Source organism: Streptomyces sp. x-80, assembly GCF_046549095.1.
Lineage (GTDB): Bacteria > Actinomycetota > Actinomycetes > Streptomycetales > Streptomycetaceae > Streptomyces > Streptomyces celluloflavus.
Genome location: NZ_JAJPWM010000009.1, coordinates 247,945 through 270,052, shown reverse-complemented (window position 1 = coordinate 270,052; position 22,108 = coordinate 247,945). Strand labels below are relative to the sequence as shown.

Sequence of the window (22,108 nt, the reverse complement as noted above, 5' to 3'; positions counted from 1 at the left end):
AGCTGATCCGGGCCGGAAGAGTCGTTCAGGCCGGCACGACTTGTCCGGGTCGGAATGGCCGATCCGGGCCGGAATGGCTGGTCCGCCCTGAACGACTGCCGGGGTATCGGGCTCCGGCCGAAACTCACCGGCGCCGGCCGGAGTGGCTGCTGGAATGTCCGGATCCGGCTCCGACTGCCCGGCGGACGGCCTCGTCACCGCACGAATCCGGCCGGCAGGGTATCCCCCCTCGTCACCCTGCCGGCCGCGGTTCACGGTGCAACGAACCGCTCAACAAAGGCTAGTTGACTCAGCGTCAGTGTCCAATCACGCTAGCGACACAGCCCTATCGACAAATTTATGGCGGCCGCGGCCAGGCTTCCGAGGGGCGCAGGAGGTACGCAATGGATCTGGCTCTGCTGCGCACCTTCCTCACGGTGCACCGGGCCGGCTCCCTCACCCGCGCCGCGGTGCTGCTCGGCCTCTCCCAGCCCGCGGTGACCAGCCAGATCCGGACACTGGAGCGCCGGCTGGGGCGCCCGCTCTTCCTGCGCAACGCCCGCGGTGTCACCCCCACCACCCTCGGCGACGAACTGGCCCACAAGGTGGCGCCGCATCTCGACGCCCTCACCGAGATCACCGAGGCCGGTCTGGACGAGGGGTCCGCCACCCGCACCCTGCATCTGGCCGGGCCGCCGGAGTTCACCGCCGAGCGCGCACTGCCCGCGCTGTCCCCGCTCATCGCCCAGGGCCTGTCCATACGTACCGCGTTCGGGCCCGCCGAGGAGTTGCTGACCGGCCTCGCCGCCGGTCACCACGATCTGACCGTCACCACCGCCCGGCCGCGTGGCGGGCTGCTCAGCGCCACCCCGCTGTGCGACGAGGAGCATGTACTGATCGCCGCCCCGCACTGGGCGGACCGGCTGGGCGGACCGGACGCGCTCCGGGCCGGAGGGGTCCGCCTGCTGGATCCCGTACCGCTCGTCGAGGTCCACGAGAGCCTGCCGCTGATCGCCCGCTACTGGTCGGCGGTCTTCGATGCCCGGCCCGCCGCCTCCGCCGCCGTCATCGCCACCGACCTCCGGGCGGTGCTGGCCTGCGTCGCGGCGGGCGCCGGGCTCGGCGTGCTGCCCCGCTATCTGTGCACCGAGGCGCTGGGCAGCGGCCAGGTAGTCGCCCTTCTCGACCCGCCGGTCCCCCCGCTGCGCACGTATTTCCTGGTCGTACGGACCGGGACGCTCGGCCGGCCGCACATCGCGCGGGCACACGACTGGCTGCTGCGGACGGCCGCCGACTGGTGAACCGGGGTGCGAAGGGGGAGCCGCGAAGGGCACGGAGGGCGCGAAACAATATGCGGCACGGTGTAGTGGTGTGTGGCGATATGGCGTGGGTCGTGGGTTTCGTAGGGTCCTGACTGCGGCATCTGTCCCGTATGACCGTACGGCCAGTCGTAAAACGTACCGCCCGCGCGATTCTGCTCGACGGCGCGGACCTCGTACTGATCAAGCGCACCAAGCCGGGCCGGGCACCGTACTGGATCACCCCGGGCGGCGGGGTGGAGCCCGCGGACGCCACTGTCATCGACGCCCTCCACCGCGAGCTGGACGAAGAGCTGGGCGCGAAGATCGCGGACGTCGTGCCGGTGTTCGTGGACACCGTCGAGCACTTCAGCGACGGCGGGGTGGACGGCGTCAAGGTACAGCACTTCTTCGTCTGCCGACTGGAGTCGATGGACCCCGCACGCCGGCACGGCCCCGAGGTCGAGGAGCCCTGTGGCGAGTACGAGATCGTGCGGGTGCCGTTCACCCGGGTCGGGATCGCCTCCGTCGAGGTCGTACCGCTCTCACTGCGGCACTATCTGGACGGCAACATCGAGGGTGTACGGGCCATGCACGCCCCCGACTTGGGCTGAACCCTCCTGTTCAGCGGAACGAGCCGCGAGGCCCGGGGGCCTCGCGCCTGCGCCGGCACCTTCAGCGGCTGCGGAATGTGCTCGGCGCGGTGGACGTACGCCTCTTCGGCCTCAACCGTTACCCACAGCTGAGCGCGCCGACCGGGGGCCGGGCCGACCGGCAGCACGGGGTGGCTCAGGCGCGGCCCCTCTTCCCGCCTCGGCTGCCCCCGGCCGTCGACGTGCGGCCCGGCCCGGTCCGGTCTCCGCTAGTGGTATCCCGTCGTGACCAGTTCTTCCACCGCGTCGTGCCGGATACGGTCGGACGGGATGCCGACCCCCAGCAATGCGTCCACACCGCTGCGGATCAGCCCTGGCGGCCCCGAAAGATAGGCGTCGTACTCCCGCCACGGCCCGTATCGGCGTACGACGTCGGGGAGTTGCCCGCTGACGCCGTTCGTCCTGCCCCGCACCGCACCGGTGGCGACGACCGGGCGGACCGAGAGCCAGGGGTGGACCTGTTCCAGGCGCAGCATGGTGTCGATGTCGTAGAGGTCGTAGTCGCTGCGGGCGCCGTAGAAGACCTCGACGGGTCGCCGGATGCCGCGTTCCGCCACGTCCTCCACCAGGGCCTTGATGGGCGCGATGCCGGTGCCGCCGCCCACGCACAGCAGGCCGTTGCGAGTGGTGTGATCGACGGTCATCGAACCGCCCGGTGCGCCGAGCCGGATGATGTCCCCGGGGCGGGCGCGGCGGACCAGGGCGTTCGAGACCCAGCCGGCCGGGACCGCCTTGACGTGGAACGAGAGCAGACCGTCGGAACGGGGTGCGGCGGCGAAGGAGTAATGCCGCCAGACCCGTGGCCACCAGGGCGTTTCCACGGTGGTGTACTGCCCGGCGAGGAAGGGATACGGCTGGTCGGGGCGGACGGTGACCACCGCGGTCTCCGGCGTACGCAGCTCGTGCGCGACGACCTCGGCCTGCCACCAGGCGGGGGCGACCGCCTCGTCCTCGGCGGCCGCGTCGATCATGATCTGCGAGACCGTGGTGTAGGCGCGCACCCACGCGGCCTCGGTCTCCGCGCTCCAACTGGACGTGGCATGGCGCGAGAGCGCGCCGAGCAGGCATTCGCCGACCGCTGGGTAGTGGCCGGCGAGAGTGCCGTATTTGCGGTGCCCGCGGCCGAGATGCGAGAGGTACTCGGTGAGTATTCCGGCGTCATCGACATGCTTGGCGGCGGTGACCAGCGCCTTGAACAGCCGGTCACGCTGGACATCCATCGCGGCGGGGAACATCACCCGCAGCTCGGGATGGCGCACGAACAGCAGCGCATAGAAGTACGAGGTGACTTTGTCGGCGGCCGGCTCGATTTCGGCCATGGTGCGACGGATGAGGATCGCGTCTGGAGAGGCGGGGGCGGCGGCAGTGGCGGACGAGACCGCGGCGGTGAAGGAGTCCAGGGTGGGCTCGGGGGCCGGACGACGTGCCGCGGGGGCGGGGAGCCGCTGCTCGGGGACGGGACGATCTATGGGGGGTATGGGGGACGTGGGAGACGCGTGGGACGGGGGTTGCTGTCTCCGGTGGTCCTGCGGCTCGCGCGGTTCTTGTGGCTCACGCCGCTCGCGCGGCTCTTCGGGCGAATTCTTCAGCGGCGTGAACCAACCCCAATCGCCACTGCTGTCGTCGGAAGAGCCGCTATCGGCCGTCGCGGTGGTCGGAGCGTCCATGGTCTCTGCCTCGCCTCGAACGTCTTTTGGTTGTCGTCATTTCGCACTTCCGCGGATCGGAAGGCCCTGCGATTCCCCCACCCCGCTTCTGAATCAATGCGCGATCGACTCAAGCCGTTCCAGCAAAACCTAATGAAGCGGGCAAACTCCATAAAGTCCCGATGATGGGGACAGAGACCACCTCGGTAACATGCCATCCAGACTCACCACGACGGAAACATGGCAAGAAGTCCGTCTTTCAAGGGTCATCCCGCCACTACACCGGCAGGTTTCACACACCCTTCGCAGACCCACGAAAGCACTCACCTCCACCGATCCTGCTGCGGCCTCACCGGCAGCAGCTGAAACCACAATCCCTGAGCCGAGAACTCTCCACGGATTCCCGCATTCCCGCCTTGCCGCATTCCTGCATTCCTGCATTCCTGCATTCCTGCAATCTGATGTCCCCGACCCTCCCCACAGCACGCGTTCTCAGCACCTACCGCGGACGAATCGACCGTGGACTGCCTGAATTACGGGCCGGTACGGACCAGTTCGTATGCCTCCCGCAAATCACGCCCCGCATACGCATATGAGGCCAGGTCACTGACATGGTGATCCGCGTTCACGGCCACCGATGCCGGTACCGCGGCGAACAGATCGGTGTCCGACATGGAGTCCCCGTACGCCACGCAGTCGGCCCGGGTCAGTCCGTATCGCGCGCAGAGTTCGTCGGCGATCCGTACCTTCGCCGCTGACGAGAGGATGCCGGCCGGCACCACCCGCTCCCGGATCGGCACCGCGGGCCAGCGCGAACCGCACGCGGCATCCGCGCCCCACGCCAGCAGCCGTTCGACGAAGAAGCTCGGCGAGAGCGAGATCACCGCGCACCGCTCGCCGCGTGCCCGTATGTCCGCCCAGACCTCCTGAATTCCGGCCAGCCACGGTGCGCTCTCGAAGGCAGCCGCCACCTGCGGTTCGGTCAGCTCGGCGGCCCATAGATCGCACGCCAACTGGGCGAACTCCGGCGGCGTCAGCTCGCCCGCCGCGAACCCGCGTTCCAGCTCGTCGATCTCCCGCTCCAGCCCGAGTTGCCGGGAGATCTCGACGGCGGCAGCAGATCCGTAGAGCAGGGTCCCGTCCATATCAAACAGATGCAGCTTCCCCATACGCCGGAGCCTAAGACGCCTGGTGGTCGAAAGCACGCACGAGCCCGCAGGAGGGTGCGGGGACGACGGAGGCAACGGAGGAGGGTGCGAGGGAAGGAGCAGGAGTGACTTGGACATGTGCAGCAGTGGCTTCGGAAGGTGCAGGAGTGGCTTCGGCACCGGCCTGCCCCGCTCGGACCCCATACGTACTCAGTCCCGCGTACCTGCGGACACTCCCGCCGTCAGATGCCTCACGAGTCACCGCGCACCACCGTGGAGCGCATGCCCCGCCTCAGCCGTCCCGCCCGCCGGGCCCCCCTCGTCGTCCATATCGCCGTCTCTGTCGGCTGGTTCGGGCTCACCCTCGGGCTGCTCACCCTCGGGCTGCTCGCCCTGAGCATCACCGGCTACACCACCGGCCCCCCGCGATGGCGGCGGTCGCCTACCGCGCGATGAAGGTCTTCGGTAGCTGGCGGGTGCTCCCCATCACCCTGGCGTCGCTGGTCAGCGGACTCGGACTGGCTCTGGGTACGTCGTGGGGGCCGGCCAGGTACCGCCGGTTCCACACCAAGTTCTGGCTGACCCTGATCACCGTGCTGTTGCGGTCTTCCTGTTCCGGCCAGGCATCAACCGCCTCGCGGCCGAGGCCGCCGCGGGCGTACCGCCCCCCGACATCACCCTCCTCGTCGCGCCCTCGGTCGTCACGGTCACCTACCTCTTCCGCACCACAGTCTCCGTCCTCAAGCCCTGGGGACCGACCAAACGCGGCAGCCGACTGCGCGCAGCACAGCAGCACAGTCGGCAGAGGTCCGCGAACGGGGACGTCGGAGTAGCTCCGACGAGTACGGGATGTACTGGATGTACGGGATGGCGAACGGCAACGAGAACGAACGCGGGAGCGGGCCTACGGCGCGAGCATTCGTCGGCGGCGGGCCCCCGTCGGATCAGCGGTGACGGGGCGGCCTGTTCGAAGAGGGCGGCCGGTTGTCAGGAGGCGGACCCTCGCCGGCAGTCCCGGGACCGCCGTCAGACGAGCTGTGCCTCCGCCCGTGCCTCGGTGGCGATCCGGTGGTCCTGCTCCGGGGTGCCGCCGCCGAAGCCGATCGCGCCGATCAGCCGGCCGTCCCGGTGGACCGGTACGCCGCCCGCGATGAAGAGCAGCGGCCGGTCCAGCGCGGTGGGCAGGGTGTGGAAGGGGCCATCGGGCCGTACGAGGTCCACGAGGTCGGCGGTCGGCGCGTCCAACTGGAGCGCGGTGTACGCCTTGCGGGTGCTGGTCTCGCCCGAGATCAGCACCGCCTCGTCGTGCCGCCGGAACCCGAGCAGCTGACCACCCGCGTCCAACACGGTGACGCTGCCACGTACCCCGAGGCCATCGGCGGCCCGACGAGCGGCCTCGATAAGGACATCCGCGTCACCGGTGGTGAGGGGACGCACGGTGGGGATGGCGGTGGTGTGGGCGGTGGTGCTCATGGGGTGGTGCTCCTTGTGATCTCGTCAGCGGCGATACGTACTGATCAGTGGTCGGTACCTACTGGTCAGTGGTCGGTACGTACGGAACCGGAGGGAGTTCGATCCGTACTGGACGGTGGTCGGTACGTAGGGGAACTGAAGGGAGTTCGGTCCGTACTGGACGGTGGTCGATCTGTATGCGTCGAGAACCTCTGCGTAGTGGTCAGCAATTGGCCCGTACTAGTCGGCGACCAGCACAGCCTCATCGGCAGCCACGACGGTGCCGCCCGCGGCCGGCACCCGCCCGCCGCCCGTTGAGCGCCGCTCCAGGGCGGACGCGATGAGCGCCACACCTAGCGCCGCGACGGTCATCAGCGCGCCGACCCAGTTGGGCGCGGTGAAGCCGAGTCCGGCCGAGATGACGAGCCCGCCGAGCCAGGCGGCGAGCGCGTTACCGAAGTTGAAGGCCGCGATATTGCCCGCCGAGGCGAGCGTCGGCGCCGCGGCGGCCTGGTCCATCACCCGCTTCTGCAACGGCGGCACGGTCGCGAAGCCGAAGGCACCGATCAGCGCGATGGTGATCGTCGCGGCCACCTTGTTGTGCGCGGTGAACGTGAACGCGGCCAGCGCGAGTGCCAGGCCGGTCAGCGACACATAGAGCATCGGCATCATGGCGCGGTCGGTGAAACGGCCGGAAATCAGGTTTCCGACGACCATGCCGAGGCCGAAGACGGCCGTCAGCCAGATGACGGAGGACGGCGCGAAGCCGGTCACCTCGGTCATCATCGAGGCGAGGTAGGTGACGGCCGCGAAGACACCGCCGAAGCCGAGGACCGTCATCAGCATCGCGAGACCGACCTGCGGGTTGCGGAAGACCGCCAGCTCACGGCCGATCGAGGCGGCCGCCTTCGCCCGCTGCGCCGGTACGAGCTTGACGACGCCCAGCAGGCCGATCACGCCGAGCGCGGCAATGGCGAAGAAGGTGACTCGCCAGTCGAACCGCTGGCCGAGCATGGTGCCGACCGGTACGCCCACCACGTTGGCGAGGGTCAGTCCACTGAACATCAGCGAGATGGCGGCGGCCCGCTTCTCGGGGGCCACGACATCGGCGGCCACCAGAGCGCCGATGCCGAAGAACGCGCCGTGTGTGAAGGAGGAAACGATCCGGCCGAGCAGCACGATGCCGAAAACAGGCGCCACGGCCGTGAGCACGTTGCCCACGATGAACAGCCCCATCAGCAGCATCAGCATCTGCTTGCGGGTCAGCCGCGTTCCGAGGGCGGTCATCAGCGGCGCACCGATCACCACTCCCAGCGCGTAGACGGTGGTCGCGTAGCCGGCCAGCGGGATGGAGACACCGAAACCGGCCGCCATATCGGGCAGCAGGCCCATCACCGCGAACTCGGTCGTTCCGATCCCGAAGGCGCCGATGGCGAGCGCCAGGAGAGCGAGAGGCATGACGGGCGGTCCCTTCATATGGTTGCATACGACCCTTGTAGGCGTTCACAATAATTGCAGACGCCGACTAATTGCAAACGCGGGCTATTTCAGAAGTGCCCTATCCTGGTTCGTGCGACCCATGAGGAGGTCTTCGATGACGCGGCAGACGCATGAGACGCCACCGGCAACGCCTGTTCTCCAGCAGGTGCCCGCACCCCAGGACGGGCCCGACCTCCCGACGGGCCCCGCCACCACCACCGCGCCCGGACGTCCGGTGCCACGGTCGGCACCCGCCCGTGGACTCGCCCAGGGCTGGTGCGCGCTCTCCGCGCTGCACGGCCGGATCGAGACGCACATCGAGCGCGCGCTACAGGCCGGGCACGATCTCAGCGTCAGGGAGTTCTCGGTCCTCATGGCGCTCAGCGAGCAGCACGACGGACCGGGCGGCCATCTGCGGATGCACCAGGTCGCGGACTCCGTCGTCCTCAGCCAGAGCGCCACCACGCGCCTGGTCACCCGCCTTGAGGAACGCGGACTGCTCGCGCGCTATCTCTGCCCCGACGACCGACGCGGCATCTACACCAACGTCACGCCCGATGGGCTCGCGCTCCTCGCCCAGGCCCGCCCCACCCATGACAGCGCCCTGCGGGAAGCTCTCCAGAACGCCGCAAAAATCCCCGAGTTGGCCCCGTTGGTCACCGCCGTCGAGACCCTCGTCCCCCCGGCATAACGCCCTCGTACGGCTATCGGGCACCGGCTGCCGGGTACGGACGCCAGGCGCGGCCGCCGGGCACGGCCGTACGTCTCCACGGCTGTGTACGGCGCCGCGCGGGCACCGCATAAAGTCGCGCCCATGAGCGATATCGAGATACGCCGCGCCACCGAGGCCGACCTGCCCGCCATCGTCGCGATGCTGGCCGATGACGCACTGGGCGCCGCCCGCGAGTCACCGGACGATCTGACGCCGTACCGCGCCGCGTACGAGCGGCTGGCCACCGACCCGCATCAGCACCTGATCGTCGCGGTCCGCGAGGAACGTACGGTCGGCACCCTCCAGCTCACGGCCATCCCCGGCCTCTCGCGGCGCGGCGCCACCCGCGCGATCATCGAGAGCGTTCGGGTTCACACCGACGAGCGGGGCAGCGGCCTGGGCACCCAGCTCATCGAATGGGCGGTCGCGGAATCCCGCTCACTCGGCTGTCAGCTGGTGCAGCTCACCTCCGACGCGACCCGCATCGACGCCCACCGTTTCTACGAGCGCCTCGGCTTCGAAGCGTCCCACCTGGGATTCAAGCTCCAGCTCTGAACTCCCCCGCGCCTCCTCCCCCCCTTCTCCTCCCTCCGCCTCCGTCCCCTCTCCAGCTGCCGCTCCCCCGCTCCTATTGCTCCGTCTTCGCGCTGTCGCTGGTACGGACCCGCGCCCGGTGCGCCTTCTGGCGGCACGCTCCGCCGCAGTACCTCGCGGGCCGGCCGGTACGGGCCACCGTGACCGGCCCGCCGCACACCGCACACCGGGTTTCGTTATGTTCCGGCCCACGGATCGGAAGTTTCGTTACGTCGTGGCGCGCCCGAAGCCCCTCGCACATCAGCGCCGTCATCCGGCCCGGCACCCCTGTCGAACCCCCCGTGCCCATCCGCCGCCGCTCCATCGACAGACAACCGGCCAGCAGCGCACGGACATCATCCAGCTCGACGTCCATCCTTACCGCGCCGGCCTGCTGCGCCCGTACCAACAGGACGCCCAGGGCCTCGCCGAAGTCCCGCCCGGACCCCGAAACGCCCTCGAATCCCCTCTCCCCGGACGCCTCCAGCGCATCGCACAGGGCCTTGTTCTCGGCGGCCAGCCGAACCACCGACGCGAGGAAGCGAAAGAAGACGCCGCCCGGATCCCCGGCATCGGCCAAATCCTTCGCGGTATCGGTGAAGAGCTGGATCCGGTCCGCGACCGCCGCATGGAACAGGGCTTCTTTGGACGGGAAATGTCGGTACACCGTCCCCGCACCGACCCCGGCACGACGTGCGATCTCCCCGAGCGGAGCCCCCAACCCCTGCTCCTCGAAAGCAGATCGGGCCGCCTGAAGCACCAGCGCCCTGTTACGCCGCGCATCCGCCCGAGAGGGAGCTGAACCGCCGCCCGACATCCGCAATCCTCCTGAGACCGGCCACCACCACGACAGAGCACACCCAGAATCGAAACGGGCTACTCGTTCCGATTCTATGGGAGCTTTAAAACATGCGTGCGGATAGCCACTCTGGGTTCATCACGGCGCTGGAAGCGGTTGCTGCATTGGGAGGCTGATACGACCCTGGGAGCGGTCGCTGCTTGAGGAGCAGTCGCTGATGGGGGAACGGTCACGATGTCGGGGACATCCATGAGCCCCGAAGCGGTCGCGATGCCGAAGAAGGCCACGGCGTCGGGGACGGTCACAACGCCGCGGAACGGCCACAGCGCTCGAAGCAGTCGAGCCCCCGGACCCTCCAGATCCCTGAGATGCCATCACCTCAGCATTCCGAGATTCCGGGATTCCACATTTCCGGGATACGTTCCGCACTTCCGAGATACCCAGGCGCCGAATCCCCTCACCCCCATCCTCAAATCCCCTTCAAGCAACGTCAGTTGGGGCCCAGCCAAGCGGCTGATGCACCCCTACCCACCCCCATCACCACCCCACCCCGTTTCACGTGAAACAGAGCCAAGCCACCCGCCCTCGCCGCCACGACCACGGACCTCGCACCACCAGCAGCACACGCACCAGACCAATCAGGACGCCGCCACGCCAACGCACCAACGCAAAGGGGTGGGGCCGTGTTTCACGTGAAACACGGCCCCACCCCGGGACCTGCGCGGCGCCACCGGTCAGCGCGCGGCGGGTACCTCATTCCATGCCTCTTCGGCCGCCGTGGCCGCCGCGTCGCCATCGGCATCCATGCCCACTGCCCGCAGACCGGTGGCCAGCGCCGCCAGCGAGGCCAGCACCACATCGCGGTCCGCGGCACGGCCGTAATGGTTCACCCGGATCATTTCCTTGGTCAGTGCACCGGCCGCGGCTTGCACCGGCACCGAGCCGTCGGCGCCGAGCGCGGCGGACACCACCTCGCGGGCATCCAGGCCCACCGGCGCGCGGAGCGTCGTCGCCGCCGGCGCCGCGTCCTCGTCACGGATCACGTACGGCACCAGCCCGCCGAGCGCCCTCACACCCGCACGGAGCGCCCCGGCAGCCGCACGGTGCCGTGCGATGACCGCATCCAGCCCTTCGTCCTCGATACGGTCCACGGCCTGCTCCAGGGCGAGCATCTCCAGCTGCGCCGGAGCGTGCGGCAGGGCAGAGCGCCCGCCGTCGATCCAGCGCTCCTTCCAGTCCAGCAGCGAGAGGTAAGAGCGTCGGGGAGCCTGCTCATTGGCCGCGATGCGCTCCCAGGCGCGGGCGCTGACCGAGACCGCAGAAACACCGGCAGGTCCGGCCAGCGCCTTCTGGCCACCAATCACGCACAGGTCCACGCCCCACTCATCGGTGAGCAGCGGCTCGGCACCCACCGAAGCGACCGCGTCCAGCATCAGCAGCGCACCGTGCGCACGCACCACCGCGCCGATCTCGGCAACCGGGTTGGTGTTGCCGGTCGCCGCCTCGGCGTGCACCAGGCTCACAAAGTCGATCTCGGGGTGCTCCCGCAGCGCGTCCGCCACCTGCTGCGGGCTGACCGCGCCCGTAAAAGGCGCGGTGATCGTGACGACCTCGGCGCCGCAGGACCGCAGCCAGCCGCCGAACGTCTCGCCGTACGGGCCGGTGATGATGTTGAGCGCGGTACTGCCGGGCCGTACGGCCGACCGGATACATGCCTCCAGCGGCAGCAGCGCCTCGCCCTGCATCGCCACCACATCACAGCGGGTACGCATCAGCGCTGCGACCTTGTCCTCGATCCGCGCGAAGTGGGCTGCGCCGAGCGGCGGCAGGTCGAGCAGAACCGGGGCATCGGCATTCGCAGTCACGGCAGTCACAGTGGCCTTCCAGCGGTAGCGAGCCGCATGATGGGGCGGCTCCTGACATCTGGATCGACTGTACGTCCGCCCACCGCGTCCCCGCCGTATGGTCCCGGCCACAGCTCTCGCCCCGGACTCCGGCTCCACAGACCGGCCGTGCGGCGCTCGCTCAGACCCGCCAGCCCTCCACATCCACCCCGCCGGGCACCGGCCCGGCGGGCTCGTACGGCCCACGAGTGAAGATGAACGTCCCCAGATCCAGATGATCCGCCGAGCCGTCCTCGGTACGCACCACCCGCAGCGTCTCCCCCGCGTAGTAGCCGTCCAGGCCGGTCCATGTGCCGTCGGGCTCCGCCCGGAAGCGTGAAGCGCGCCCCGGCCCCGAGAGCGGTACGAGCTCCAGTGCGCGGTCGGCACGCAACCGCAGCGCGAACGGGTTCGCTCCCCAGTACCAGGGTCCGGTGAGCGCCAGCAGATCCTTGTCCAGGGGGCCGGGCAGCGGGCGCCACGGCTCCGGGATCCGCGGTTCGCGGTCGGCCACGATCTCCAGAAGATCTCCGGCCACCGCACCGATCGCGGTTCCCGAGGTGCAGTTGGCCAGCGCGATCCCGGCGAGGTCCTCCTCGGTATCGACCCACAGGGCCGCCAGGAACCCCGGCATCGACCCGGTGTGCCCTGCCAGCCGGCGCCCGCTCCGCGCCCCTTCGGCGCCGCCCGCCCGCCCTCCGTTCCGTCGCACGAGCTGAAGCCCCAGCCCATAGCCCGCGTCCCAGCCGTCATGCTCCGGCGGCACCGCCGGCGTCCGCATCTCGTCGAGGCTCGCCGCGCTCAGTACCCGCTCATCGCCGCGCAGCAAGAACGCCGCCCACCGGCACAGGTCGTCCAGCGTGGACCACAGCTGCCCGGCCGGCGCCATCAGTCCGGTGTCCTGAGCGGGTTCGGGAAGCAGGGCATCAGCCCATGGGTGCACCGCCCAGCCGTCCGCGTGCGGCATCAGCGGCCGGAGCGTCGTGCGCCGCATGCCCAGCGGCTCCAGCACTTCGCGACGCAGCACCTCGCCCCATGCCTCGCCGTCCCGAAGCCGTTCGACGAGCGCGCCCAGCAGGGCATACCCGGTGTTGGAATAGTGGTGTCGCCGTCCGGCCGGAAGGCGCTGCGGCCGCTCACCGAAGAGGTCGGCCGGTTCGGGCCGCAGCTCGCCCGCTGTCCGCTCCCACCACGGCCCCCGCGGTTCCGCCGCCAACCCCGAGTTGTGTGCGAGCAGTTGGGCGATCGTCGCCTCCGGTACCGGAGTGTCCTCCACGTACCTGCCGATCGGGTCCGCCAGCCGCAGCAGCCCCGCATCCCGCAGCCGCAGCACCATCACGGCGACAAACGTCTTGGTGATCGACCCGATGCGGTACTGCACATCGCTGTGTGGTTCCTCCCCCGCCACCGAGCCCCGGGCCCCCGTCCAGACCGGTCTCCCGCCGCGGACGACCGCGCCCATCATCGAGGGCGCCCGCCCCTCGGCCTGCCCGATCGCCAGCCTGCGCAGCAACGCCCGCCGGGTCTGCGGCATCAGTTCCGCGATCGCATCGGGCCCATCGACGGTCCCCGTCGGCCCGGTGGCGGGGATCCGCGCCGCCTCCCTCACGGCGGGGGCCCCGGCCACGTGCGGCTCGGGCTCGTGGGACTTCGCGGACGGTGCGATGGTCATGGCGCTCCTCGACGGCGATCAAGCTCATGGACAGGCGATTGCCCGCCACCGATCACCCTCTACCGGCCACCGCCCCCGACGCCAGAGCCACCCGCCCATCCGTCCAGCCGCTGGCCCGCCCACCGAGGACGGCCCCATCGCTTTCCCCCACCACCTCACCGCAACACGGCCGACCCGATCACCTCGCCGAGCGCCGTCTGCTCGTCCTCCGGGAGCCTGCGCGCCGCATGCACCATGTGCAGCGCGGTCCGCAGCCGCAGCCGGTCGTCGTCCGTTCCGAGGTACCCCAGATAGGCCGGGAGTGTCAGTCCGAGCACCTGGAGCTCGGCCCGCGCACACCACCGCGCCAGCAGTTCGCCGATCCGCTCATCGACGGCCCATGGCCCGGCCTGCCCACCAGCGCCTTCGCCCGCTGCCGCCACCGCGACTTCCGAACCCGGTACCACCGTCTCCGCAGCCGCAGCCGCAGCCGTGCTACGCAATCCCGCCGCGACGGCGAACCGGTTCCAGTCGCCGTACTGCCCCTCGGGTATCTCGGACACACACTCGGCGGCCCGGACGAAACAGGCGTGTGCCAGGTCGAGTTGGCCGAGCTTCTGGTACGTATGGCCGATGTTCACGTACAGCGACGGATAGAAGCCCCGTACCCGCTCATCGCCCACCAGGTCAGCGCGATCCAGGCATTCCTGGTTCCAGCGGAGCGTCTCTTCGGTCGAGCTCTGATGCCGCGCGAGATAGTGCGCGGCGATGCACGCCTCATAGTCGTCGGCTGCGATGTCCCAGGCCCGCCGGAAGAGCGCGTGCGCCGCGTCGGCCCGGCCGTCCGCCTCCGCCCGCATCCCCTCGACGCACAACCGCACCACCGGAAGCGCCGGATCCATCCGCGTGCCGCTCTCTTCAGCCATCAGCCTCTCCCCTCCTCAGCCATCGGTACGGCCGGCGCCGGCACGTCACGCACCGGCATCACCAATGTCGTGAAACTTCCCTGGTCAGCCGAGCGGACCACGACGGGCCGGTCCGCCGAAGCGATCTCCAGCAGCACATCGGGACCCACGCCGGCCTCCAGTGCCGGCACAAGTACGGCCGGATCAAAGGCGATCCGCAGCGCCGGTCCCGTACAGACCGCACGCAGCCGGACGGTGTCCCGATCCCCGCCCGCCACTTCGAGTTCCGTCCCGGTCTTCCGTGGTCCTGCCGCGTCATCCGCGCGGACGGTGCACGACACCGCGCCGGCCCGCCCGTCGATCGCGTCCCGCAGCCCGCCCCGGTCGGTGATGATCCGGTGTCGCCCGGCCGTCAGCCCCTCCAGCATCAACCGGTAATCCGGAAACTCCCCGCACTCCCCGCGGATGCTCCACCCAGCGCCCTCGTCCTCCCACCGCGCCGGGAAGTCCTCCACGCCCCGCAGCCGAACCCCCGCGCCGGCCTCCGTCCCCGCCCCTTCCTCCTCCGCACACTCCACCTCGACCGTCCCTTGCCGTACGGCCCAGTCCGCCAGCCCCCGCGCCGCGGCCGCGTCGATCAGCGCCCGCCGCGGCCCGCCCTCGAAGTCCGCGGACCGCAGTACCCGCACCGCCAGTCGGTAACGGTCCGTGGCCACCAGCCGTACCTCGCCGTGGACGAGTTCGAGCAGCACACAGCCCAGTACCGGAAACTCCTCACGCGCCGCACCAGCGGCCACCGCGGGCGCCACCTGCCGTACCGCGCCGGCGAGTTCGGCGCCCCCGATCCGAGCCTGCGCCCGAACCCGCCCGCACCCCGTCTCCCCCACCACTTCACTCAGGAACCCCTCCAACACTTCCTGCGCCGCGCTGGCCGACCGCCGCGTCCGCTCCAGATGCCCCCGCAGCACGCCACGCGCCGCGTCCCCGGGCCCGTCCAGTACGACCGCGACATCCACCAACGCCAGTCCGGCCTCCCGCAACCGCCGCAGCCGCACCGCCCGCCCGCGCTGACCCGCCGCGTAGTGCCGATACCCCGTCGTCGCGTCCACCCGAGCCGGCCGCAGCACCCCGCAGTCGTCGTAAAACCGCAGGGCACTGGGCGTCAGCCCGACTCGCCGGGCAAACGCGCCAATGCTCAACAGCTCTTCGGTGTCGTCCATGCACGCGATTGTCGGCCTTCAACCAACCTGAAGGTCAAAACCCTCCACCCGCCCAAGCGGCCCCACCGGACCACCTGACTCGGGCGATCCGGTGGGGCACCGCAGCCCAGCTTTCGGAAGCCGGGACCGCAATGCAGCCGGGATCACCCTTCTCCGGCGGTTCGGCCGACTCACCAGGCAACTGCCAGCGACCGGGAGCGGCAGTGGATACCGATCCTCGTCCCACCACAGCTCCCCGCCATCCGTCGGCTGCAAAATGGTCACGACCAGGGACGACGGCAGCCACCCACTGGCTCTCCGGATCCGACGAAGAGCGCGATACCGGTACGTCGCCCTCGCCCACGAGAGCACCAGTTCCTGCCCCTGCCACTCCTGCTCCTGCCACTCCAGCCCCGTGCAGGCAACCATCTGCCCGTCGAAGAGATACGGGCTCCGGGCCACCGCCTCATCCCAGATGCGGTTCATGGCGAGCAGTTCCTCGGGCGACACTCACGGTGCCGGGGTTTCGACCAGGCGGAGTCGGTGAACGCCCAGAACTTCCACACCGGACTGGGGCAGTAGCTCAGTCACCGGCTCATGCTGGCACGTCAGGCGACAGCAGGCTCCCGAACGGACAGCTGATCGCAGCTGCGGAGATGGCTACGGACCGCTACCACCACGGACGGGCTCCCGGATTCGCGTGTGCGCTGCGCGCTCTCGGCCGGCACTACGCATGCACTACGTACGCACTGCGCATCAAGCCGCGGAACCTGCCCTGTAAGGACCGGAGAGATTCGAGCAATCCGCCTGCATCGTTGCGGTAGTTCAGCAACCGGACAGTCCTCCCGACCCTGGAAGTTGAGCACCAGGACGAGGTGGCCGCGCATAGATCCGGCCCCGTCGGCTTTCATCACCGCTGGTCAACAGGACGGCTGCTGAAGTAGGGCACCACGTGCTCGACTACTGCTGAGATACGGGCTCGACTGCTGAACTAAATCAGCCCCTACAGCCCTCCCTCACGTCTGCGCCATGTCCACGAACCGCGAGTAGTGGCCCTGGAACGCCACGGTGATCGTCGCAGTGGGGCCGTTACGGTGCTTCGCCACGATCAGGTCGGCCTCACCCGCGCGTGGGGACTCCTTCTCGTAGGCGTCCTCGCGGTGCAGCAGGATCACCATGTCGGCGTCCTGCTCGATCGAACCGGATTCACGCAGGTCGGAGACCATCGGCTTCTTGTCCGTACGCTGTTCGGGGCCACGGTTCAGCTGAGAGAGCGCGATGACCGGAAGCTCCAGTTCCTTCGCGAGCAGCTTGAGGTTTCGGGACATGTCCGAGACCTCCTGCTGACGGCTCTCGGCGCGCTTCGAGCCGCCGGACTGCATCAGCTGGAGATAGTCGATGACCACGAGCTTCAGCTCGTTGCGCTGCTTGAGCCGGCGGCATTTCGCGCGGATCTCCATCATCGACAGGTTCGGCGAATCGTCGATGTACAGCGGAGCGGCCGAGACATCCGGCATCCGCCGCGCCAGCCGCGTCCAGTCCTCGTCCGTCATGCTGCCGGACCGCATGTGGTGCAGCGCCACCCGGGCCTCGGCGGACAACAGACGCATCGCGATCTCGTTGCGCCCCATTTCGAGCGAGAAGATCACGCTCGGCAGATTGCTCTTGATCGAACAGGCCCGCGCGAAGTCCAGCGCGAGCGTCGACTTACCCATGGCGGGACGGGCCGCGATCACGATCATCTGGCCCGGGTGCAGACCGTTCGTCAGGGAATCCAGGTCGGTGAAGCCGGTGGGTACGCCGGTCATCTGGCCCTGGCGCGAGCCGATCGCCTCGATCTCGTCGAGGGCGCCCTCCATGATGTCGCCGAGCGGCAGATAGTCCTCGCTGGTCCGCTGCTCGGTGACGGCGTAGATCTCCGCCTGGGCGCTGTTGACGATCTCGTCGACGTCGCCGTCCGCGGCGTATCCCATCTGCGTGATCCGGGTGCCGGCCTCGACCAGCCGGCGCAGTACGGCCCGTTCGTGGACGATCTCCGCGTAGTACTCGGCGTTCGCGGCCGTCGGCACGGACTGAACGAGGGTGTGCAGATACGATGCGCCGCCGACCCTAGCGATCTCCCCGCGCTTGGTCAGCTCCGCCGCGATGGTGATGGGGTCGGCCGGCTCACCCTTGGCGTACAGATCGAGGATCGCCTGGAAAACGAGTTCATGGGCCGGGCGGTAGAAGTCGTCGCCCTTGAGTACCTCGACGACATCCGCGATGGCGTCCTTGGACAGCAGCATGCCGCCGAGCACCGACTGCTCGGCGTCCAGGTCCTGCGGGGGCACCCGCTCGAAGCCACCGGCCCAGGAGCCGCCGTCATCGTCGCCGCGGTCCTGGCGGTCACCGCGGCCGCGGCCCTTGCCCTCGCCGCGGCGGGAGCGGGCGGCCGGCAGTCGGTCGCTCGGACCGGAGTCCGCCCAGGGGTCCTCCACGGGCTCGGGCATGCTCACCCCGGCACCTCCTCCCGTCCGCGACGCGGACCTTGCTGTGCCCTTCTTTCTTACGGCACAGCTCTGACAATCGAGACGCCCGACTCCGGTTACGGCGCGTCGAGTTCAGACGGTTCCTCAGGCCGGAACAGGCGGCGGGCGCCGGACTACGGTAGGCCCGTGGAGGCCGTCCGCCAATCTGGTTATCCACAGGCCATGTGGATGACGGCCCCATAGCTGTGGAGAAGTCCCCAGAACCTGTGCACGGCACGGGGGAAACATCTGTGGACAAGCACACAATCACTCCACCCTCATGCCTCTGACCTGCACTTTTCTCATCCATAGGCTGTGGGGGAGAAAAACTTCTGCAACCTGTGCAAGATCGCGACAAACGACGTGGAGAAGGCAGCCCCACACGGCGGAAAGTAAGGATCACTAGGCATTTGCATCACTTACCTGTGGAAGATTAGATTGAGTCCATGTCACAGGCTCCCGCGACACCGCGGCGCACCAACCGTCGCCACGACCGCGAGATCATCGCGCTCGCCCTGCCCGCCTTCGGCGCACTGGTCGCGGAACCCCTCTTCGTCATGGTCGACAGCGCCGTCATCGGGCACCTCGGCACCCCCCAGCTCGCCGGTCTCGGCATCGCCGCCGCGCTGCTGACCACCGCCGTCTCCGTTTTCGTCTTCCTCGCGTACGCCACCACCGCCGCGGTCGCCCGCAGGGTCGGCGCCGGCGATCTCACCGGAGCCATCCGCCAGGGCATGGACGGTATCTGGCTCGCCCTGCTCCTGGGTGCCGCCGTCATCGCAGTCGTGCTGCCCACCGCACCGTGGCTCGTCGAGATATTCGGCGCCTCCGGCACCGCCGCCCCGTACGCCACGACCTACCTTCGCATCAGCTCGCTCGGCATACCCGCGATGCTCGTCGTGCTCGCCGCCACCGGCGTGCTCCGCGGCCTCCAGGACACCAGAACCCCGCTGTACGTCGCCATCGGAGGATTCTCCGCCAACGCCGTACTCAACGTCGCCCTGGTCTACGGCGCCGGCCTCGGCATCGCGGGCTCCGCCTGGGGGACCGTCATAGCCCAGTGCGGCATGGCCGCCGTCTACCTGACCGTCGTGGTCCGTGGCGCCCGGCGGCACGGCGCCGCGCTGCGCCCCGACGCCGCGGGCATCCGTGCCTCCGCCCAGGCCGGTGTGCCCCTGCTCGTCCGCACTCTCTCGCTGCGTGCCGTACTGATGATCGCCACCGCGGTCGCCGCCCGACTCGGCGACGCCGAGATCGCCGCCCACCAGATCGTGCTCACCCTCTGGTCCCTGCTGGCGTTCGCCCTGGACGCCATCGCCATCGCCGGGCAGGCCATCATCGGGCGCTATCTCGGAGCGGGCGACCGGGACGGCGCCAAGGCCGCCTGCCGACGCATGGTCCAGTGGGGAATCGCCTCGGGCGTGGTCCTCGGCGTGGTGGTCGTGCTCGCCCGGCCGGCCTTCATCCCCCTGTTCACCTCCGACCCCGCGGTACAGGGACCGCTGCTCACCACTCTCCTGGTCGTAGCCGTCACCCAGCCGGTCTCCGGCATCGTCTTCATTCTCGACGGCGTCCTGATGGGCGCCGGGGACGGTCCGTACCTGGCCGGGGCGATGGTGGTGACACTGGCCCTGTTCGCGCCGGTGGCACTGGCCGTGCCCGCCCTGGGCGGGGGGCTGGTCGCGCTGTGGTGGGCGATGGCTCTGATGATGACCGTGCGCATGCTGACGCTGTGGCTGCGTACCCGCTCCGGCCGGTGGATTGTGACGGGAGCCTCCCGTTGAACCATCCCGGAATCCCGAACACATGTTGATAATGACCGTGTGCGCCCGCTCGCCAGAAAAACCATCCTGCCCCTGACCATGATCATCGTCGGGGCAACTGTCGTGGTGGGCTACGCCGCCGAGGAAACCGATACGGCCAGTGTCGGCCGCAGCAGCTTCGGAAAGTCCGGCGACTCCGACGACTCCGACCAGTCCCCGCCGGACCAGGAGCCCTCCGCGACGGCCCCGGCCGACGACGGCAACGCGTACACCCCACGCCGCACCGAACAGAACGCCCGGATCGGCGCGATCTTCGACAAGGACGACTCCGGCGATCACTTCTGCACCGCCAGCGTGGTGCAGAGCCCCGGCCGGAACATGCTCATCACCGCGGCACACTGCGCCTTCGACAGCGACGCCGGGTCCACGATCGACAACCTCGTCTTCGCCCCCGACTACCGCAACGGCGACGAACCCACCGGTCTGTGGAAGGTCAAGAAGGTGATCGTCGACGACCGCTGGATCAAGTCGAACGACGAGAACGCCGACGTCGCCTTCCTCGTGCTCGACAGCAAGAATGGCAAGGAAATCCAGGACGTGCTGGGCGGCAATACCCTCGGCATCGACCGGGGCTTCAACAACAAGGTCAAGATCACCGGCTATCCCACCAGCCGTAACACGCCCATTACCTGCCAGAACCGCACCACGAAGTTCAGCGACACCCAGCTGCGGATCCAGTGCACCGACTTCGAGGGCGGCACAAGCGGCAGCCCCTGGCTGGCCGACTACGACCCCAAGAGCCACACAGGCACGGTCATCGGCGTCCTCGGCGGCCATCAGGGCGGCGGCGACGAGGACGATGTCTCCTACGCCGCGTACTTCAACGACGAAATCGCCAAGCTCTACAAGCATGCCCAGGACGAGGACTGAGAGCGGACCTGCCCACCGGCACACACAGCAAAGGGCCGCACCCCGTCTCCGGGATGCGGCCCTTCAGCATTGTGCTGCGATTACGCGGCGACGACCTCGACGCCGAGCTTCGCAACGACCTCGGCGTGCAGACGCACGGAGACCTGGTGCGCGCCCAGGGTCTTGATCGGCGTACCGAGCTCGACGCGACGCTTGTCGACATCCGGGCCACCGGCAGCCTTGATCGCCGAGGCGACGTCGGCCGGGGTGACGGAGCCGAACAGGCGGCCCGCGTCGCCGGCGCGAACGGCCAGCTTCACGTTGACGCCCTCAAGCCGGCCCTTGACCTCGTTGGCCTGCTCGATCGTGGCGATCTCGCGGATCTTGCGACCGCGACGGATCTGCTCGACGTCCTTCTCGCCGCCCTTGGTCCAGCGGATCGCGAAACCACGCGGGACCAGGTAGTTACGGGCGTAACCGTCCTTGACGTCCACGACGTCGCCGGCGGTGCCGAGGCCGGAGACCTCGTGGGTGAGGATGATCTTCATGATTCGGTCACCCTTCCCTTATCGCGCGGTGGACGTGTAGGGCAGCAGCGCCATCTCACGGCTGTTCTTCACGGCCGTCGCGACGTCACGCTGGTGCTGAGTGCAGTTGCCGGTGACCCGGCGGGCACGGATCTTGCCGCGGTCGGAGATGAACTTCCGCAGCAGGTTCGTGTCCTTGTAGTCGACGTAGGAGATCTTCTCCTTGCAGAACACGCAAACCTTCTTCTTAGGCTTGCGAGCAGGCGGCTTCGCCATTGTCTCTCTCCAGTGAGTTCAAGAAGTTTGTGCTGACGCCCCAAGGCCCCTGGTCATTTCACAGCCCTGTTTCACGTGAAACAGCGCGGAGACGAGCCAGCTGTACGGACCTAGAAGGGCGGCTCGTCCGAGTAGCCGCCGCCGGAGCTACCGCCCCAGCCACCACCGTTACCGCCACCCTGCTGGCCACCGCTGGCAGGAGCGCTGGTCGCCCACGGGTCGTCGGCGGGAGCACCGCCGCCGCCCTGCTGCTGACCGCCGCCGGGGCCGCCGCCCCAGCCGCTGCCACCCTGGCCGCCACCGCCCTGCTGACCGCCGCCGAAGCCGCCGCCCTGACCACCGCGACCACTCGTCTTGGTGATCTTGGCCGTAGCGTTCTTCAGGCTCGCGCCCACTTCCTCGACGTCGAGCTCGTAGACCGTGCGCTTCACGCCCTCGCGGTCCTCGTACGACCGCTGCTTGAGGCGGCCCTGCACGACCACGCGGGTACCCCGCGTGAGGGACTCGGCGACGTTCTCCGCCGCCTGACGCCACACCGAGCAGGTCAGGAACAGGCTCTCGCCGTCCTTCCACTCATTGGTCTGACGGTCGAAGGTGCGGGGAGTGGACGCGACGCGGAACTTCGCGACCGCCGCACCGGACGGGGTGAAGCGCAGCTCGGGGTCGTCGACAAGATTGCCGACAACCGTGATGACGGTCTCGCCTGCCATTAGGGGAACCTCTCGGCGGGTGTGCTGCTGGCTGCTGGT

At 69.2% G+C, this 22,108-nt stretch carries 19 protein-coding genes and 1 pseudogene; 7 read left to right on the top strand and 13 right to left on the bottom strand.

Features of this window, described 5'->3' with window-relative positions; all coding sequences use genetic code 11:
* Positions 1 to 383: 383 nt before the first annotated feature.
* Positions 384 to 1,280 (top strand): LysR family transcriptional regulator, encoded by an 897-nt coding sequence (locus ACLJWH_RS20640; RefSeq protein ID WP_411143190.1) that lies wholly within the window; start codon positions 384 to 386, stop codon positions 1,278 to 1,280.
* A 131-nt stretch (positions 1,281 to 1,411) separates the two neighbouring features.
* The gene (locus ACLJWH_RS20635; protein ID WP_411143189.1) at positions 1,412 to 1,891 is read left to right on the top strand and encodes an NUDIX domain-containing protein; all 480 of its coding nucleotides are present in this window, start codon (positions 1,412 to 1,414) and stop codon (positions 1,889 to 1,891) included.
* 248 nt (positions 1,892 to 2,139) lie between these two features.
* On the opposite strand, the gene ACLJWH_RS20630 is transcribed toward ACLJWH_RS20635, so the two are convergent.
* Both ACLJWH_RS20630 and ACLJWH_RS20625 read right to left on the bottom strand, forming a co-directional pair.
* Positions 2,140 to 3,249 (bottom strand): globin domain-containing protein, encoded by a 1,110-nt coding sequence (locus ACLJWH_RS20630; protein ID WP_411143188.1) that lies wholly within the window; start codon positions 3,247 to 3,249, stop codon positions 2,140 to 2,142.
* 860 nt (positions 3,250 to 4,109) lie between these two features.
* Positions 4,110 to 4,745 (bottom strand): HAD family hydrolase, encoded by a 636-nt coding sequence (locus tag ACLJWH_RS20625; RefSeq protein ID WP_411143187.1) that lies wholly within the window; start codon positions 4,743 to 4,745, stop codon positions 4,110 to 4,112.
* 261 nt (positions 4,746 to 5,006) lie between these two features.
* Between ACLJWH_RS20625 and ACLJWH_RS20620 the strand changes: the two are divergent.
* Positions 5,007 to 5,514: pseudogene (locus ACLJWH_RS20620) on the top strand (DUF2269 domain-containing protein); the annotation flags it as partial.
* 236 nt (positions 5,515 to 5,750) lie between these two features.
* Here ACLJWH_RS20620 and ACLJWH_RS20615 read toward each other — a convergent pair.
* Complete coding sequence (locus tag ACLJWH_RS20615) at positions 5,751 to 6,197, bottom strand: GlcG/HbpS family heme-binding protein (protein ID WP_411143186.1); 447 nt, start codon at positions 6,195 to 6,197, stop codon at positions 5,751 to 5,753.
* Positions 6,198 to 6,416: 219 nt separating this feature from the next.
* A complete protein-coding gene (locus ACLJWH_RS20610; protein ID WP_411143185.1) occupies positions 6,417 to 7,634 on the bottom strand; it encodes an MFS transporter in 1,218 nt (405 codons plus the stop codon).
* A gap of 136 nt (positions 7,635 to 7,770) precedes the next feature.
* Between ACLJWH_RS20610 and ACLJWH_RS20605 the strand changes: the two genes are divergently transcribed.
* Together ACLJWH_RS20605 and ACLJWH_RS20600 are read left to right on the top strand one after the other, a co-directional pair.
* Positions 7,771 to 8,346, top strand: coding sequence for a MarR family winged helix-turn-helix transcriptional regulator (locus tag ACLJWH_RS20605; RefSeq protein WP_411143184.1), 576 nt, complete (start codon positions 7,771 to 7,773; stop codon positions 8,344 to 8,346).
* Positions 8,347 to 8,469: 123 nt separating this feature from the next.
* Positions 8,470 to 8,922 (top strand): GNAT family N-acetyltransferase, encoded by a 453-nt coding sequence (locus ACLJWH_RS20600; RefSeq protein ID WP_411143183.1) that lies wholly within the window; start codon positions 8,470 to 8,472, stop codon positions 8,920 to 8,922.
* 73 nt (positions 8,923 to 8,995) lie between these two features.
* On the opposite strand, the gene ACLJWH_RS20595 is transcribed toward ACLJWH_RS20600, so the two are convergent.
* The 6 genes from ACLJWH_RS20595 to dnaB all read right to left on the bottom strand — a co-directional run bounded on the left by ACLJWH_RS20595 (position 8,996) and on the right by dnaB (position 17,866).
* Positions 8,996 to 9,700, bottom strand: coding sequence for a TetR/AcrR family transcriptional regulator (locus tag ACLJWH_RS20595; protein WP_411143182.1), 705 nt, complete (start codon positions 9,698 to 9,700; stop codon positions 8,996 to 8,998).
* 773 nt (positions 9,701 to 10,473) lie between these two features.
* Positions 10,474 to 11,613, bottom strand: a complete 1,140-nt coding sequence (locus tag ACLJWH_RS20590; protein WP_411143181.1) for a pyridoxal-phosphate-dependent aminotransferase family protein — start codon at positions 11,611 to 11,613, stop codon at positions 10,474 to 10,476.
* Positions 11,614 to 11,764: 151 nt separating this feature from the next.
* On the bottom strand, positions 11,765 to 13,156 hold the full coding sequence (locus tag ACLJWH_RS20585; RefSeq protein ID WP_411143274.1) for a serine hydrolase domain-containing protein: 1,392 nt from the start codon (positions 13,154 to 13,156) through the stop codon (positions 11,765 to 11,767).
* Positions 13,157 to 13,449: 293 nt separating this feature from the next.
* Positions 13,450 to 14,199 carry a hypothetical protein gene (locus ACLJWH_RS20580; RefSeq protein WP_411143180.1) on the bottom strand — a complete coding sequence of 250 codons (750 nt, stop codon included), beginning with the start codon at positions 14,197 to 14,199 and terminating at the stop codon, positions 13,450 to 13,452.
* Positions 14,199 to 15,398, bottom strand: coding sequence for a MerR family transcriptional regulator (locus tag ACLJWH_RS20575; protein ID WP_411143179.1), 1,200 nt, complete (start codon positions 15,396 to 15,398; stop codon positions 14,199 to 14,201). Before ACLJWH_RS20575 ends, ACLJWH_RS20580 begins: the two co-directional genes overlap by 1 nt.
* A 995-nt stretch (positions 15,399 to 16,393) precedes the next feature.
* On the bottom strand, positions 16,394 to 17,866 hold the full coding sequence (dnaB, locus tag ACLJWH_RS20570; protein WP_411143178.1) for a replicative DNA helicase: 1,473 nt from the start codon (positions 17,864 to 17,866) through the stop codon (positions 16,394 to 16,396).
* Between the two features lie 464 nt (positions 17,867 to 18,330).
* Between dnaB and ACLJWH_RS20565 the strand changes: the two genes are divergently transcribed.
* Both ACLJWH_RS20565 and ACLJWH_RS20560 read left to right on the top strand, forming a co-directional pair.
* Entirely contained in the window at positions 18,331 to 19,668 is a 1,338-nt protein-coding gene (locus ACLJWH_RS20565) for an MATE family efflux transporter (protein ID WP_411143177.1), read from the top strand.
* A gap of 39 nt (positions 19,669 to 19,707) precedes the next feature.
* Positions 19,708 to 20,577, top strand: a complete 870-nt coding sequence (locus ACLJWH_RS20560; RefSeq protein WP_411143176.1) for a trypsin-like serine peptidase — start codon at positions 19,708 to 19,710, stop codon at positions 20,575 to 20,577.
* Positions 20,578 to 20,657: 80 nt separating this feature from the next.
* On the opposite strand, the gene rplI is transcribed toward ACLJWH_RS20560, so the two are convergent.
* The 3 genes from rplI to ACLJWH_RS20545 all read right to left on the bottom strand — a co-directional run bounded on the left by rplI (position 20,658) and on the right by ACLJWH_RS20545 (position 22,069).
* A complete protein-coding gene (gene rplI / locus ACLJWH_RS20555) occupies positions 20,658 to 21,104 on the bottom strand; it encodes a 50S ribosomal protein L9 (RefSeq protein ID WP_411143175.1) in 447 nt (148 codons plus the stop codon).
* A gap of 18 nt (positions 21,105 to 21,122) precedes the next feature.
* Positions 21,123 to 21,359 carry a 30S ribosomal protein S18 gene (gene rpsR / locus ACLJWH_RS20550; protein WP_003978893.1) on the bottom strand — a complete coding sequence of 79 codons (237 nt, stop codon included), beginning with the start codon at positions 21,357 to 21,359 and terminating at the stop codon, positions 21,123 to 21,125.
* Between the two features lie 110 nt (positions 21,360 to 21,469).
* On the bottom strand, positions 21,470 to 22,069 hold the full coding sequence (locus ACLJWH_RS20545) for a single-stranded DNA-binding protein (protein WP_411143174.1): 600 nt from the start codon (positions 22,067 to 22,069) through the stop codon (positions 21,470 to 21,472).
* Positions 22,070 to 22,108: the final 39 nt, after the last annotated feature.

Excerpts from the sequence above, each read along its gene's own strand:
- ACLJWH_RS20640 (WP_411143190.1), top strand. The coding sequence starts at position 384 with ATGGATCTGGCTCTGCTGCGCACCTTCCTCACGGTGCACCGGGCCGGC.
- ACLJWH_RS20600 (WP_411143183.1), top strand. The coding sequence starts at position 8,470 with ATGAGCGATATCGAGATACGCCGCGCCACCGAGGCCGACCTGCCCGCC.
- ACLJWH_RS20630 (WP_411143188.1), bottom strand. The coding sequence starts at position 3,249 with ATGGCCGAAATCGAGCCGGCCGCCGACAAAGTCACCTCGTACTTCTAT.
- rpsR (WP_003978893.1), bottom strand. The coding sequence starts at position 21,359 with ATGGCGAAGCCGCCTGCTCGCAAGCCTAAGAAGAAGGTTTGCGTGTTC.
- ACLJWH_RS20625 (WP_411143187.1), bottom strand. The coding sequence starts at position 4,745 with ATGGGGAAGCTGCATCTGTTTGATATGGACGGGACCCTGCTCTACGGA.
- ACLJWH_RS20565 (WP_411143177.1), top strand. The coding sequence starts at position 18,331 with ATGTCACAGGCTCCCGCGACACCGCGGCGCACCAACCGTCGCCACGAC.
- ACLJWH_RS20585 (WP_411143274.1), bottom strand. The coding sequence starts at position 13,156 with ATGCCGCAGACCCGGCGGGCGTTGCTGCGCAGGCTGGCGATCGGGCAG.
- ACLJWH_RS20615 (WP_411143186.1), bottom strand. The coding sequence starts at position 6,197 with ATGAGCACCACCGCCCACACCACCGCCATCCCCACCGTGCGTCCCCTC.
- ACLJWH_RS20545 (WP_411143174.1), bottom strand. The coding sequence starts at position 22,069 with ATGGCAGGCGAGACCGTCATCACGGTTGTCGGCAATCTTGTCGACGAC.
- ACLJWH_RS20635 (WP_411143189.1), top strand. The coding sequence starts at position 1,412 with ATGACCGTACGGCCAGTCGTAAAACGTACCGCCCGCGCGATTCTGCTC.
- ACLJWH_RS20575 (WP_411143179.1), bottom strand. The coding sequence starts at position 15,398 with ATGGACGACACCGAAGAGCTGTTGAGCATTGGCGCGTTTGCCCGGCGA.
- ACLJWH_RS20605 (WP_411143184.1), top strand. The coding sequence starts at position 7,771 with ATGACGCGGCAGACGCATGAGACGCCACCGGCAACGCCTGTTCTCCAG.
- ACLJWH_RS20580 (WP_411143180.1), bottom strand. The coding sequence starts at position 14,199 with ATGGCTGAAGAGAGCGGCACGCGGATGGATCCGGCGCTTCCGGTGGTG.
- rplI (WP_411143175.1), bottom strand. The coding sequence starts at position 21,104 with ATGAAGATCATCCTCACCCACGAGGTCTCCGGCCTCGGCACCGCCGGC.
- dnaB (WP_411143178.1), bottom strand. The coding sequence starts at position 17,866 with ATGCCCGAGCCCGTGGAGGACCCCTGGGCGGACTCCGGTCCGAGCGAC.
- ACLJWH_RS20610 (WP_411143185.1), bottom strand. The coding sequence starts at position 7,634 with ATGCCTCTCGCTCTCCTGGCGCTCGCCATCGGCGCCTTCGGGATCGGA.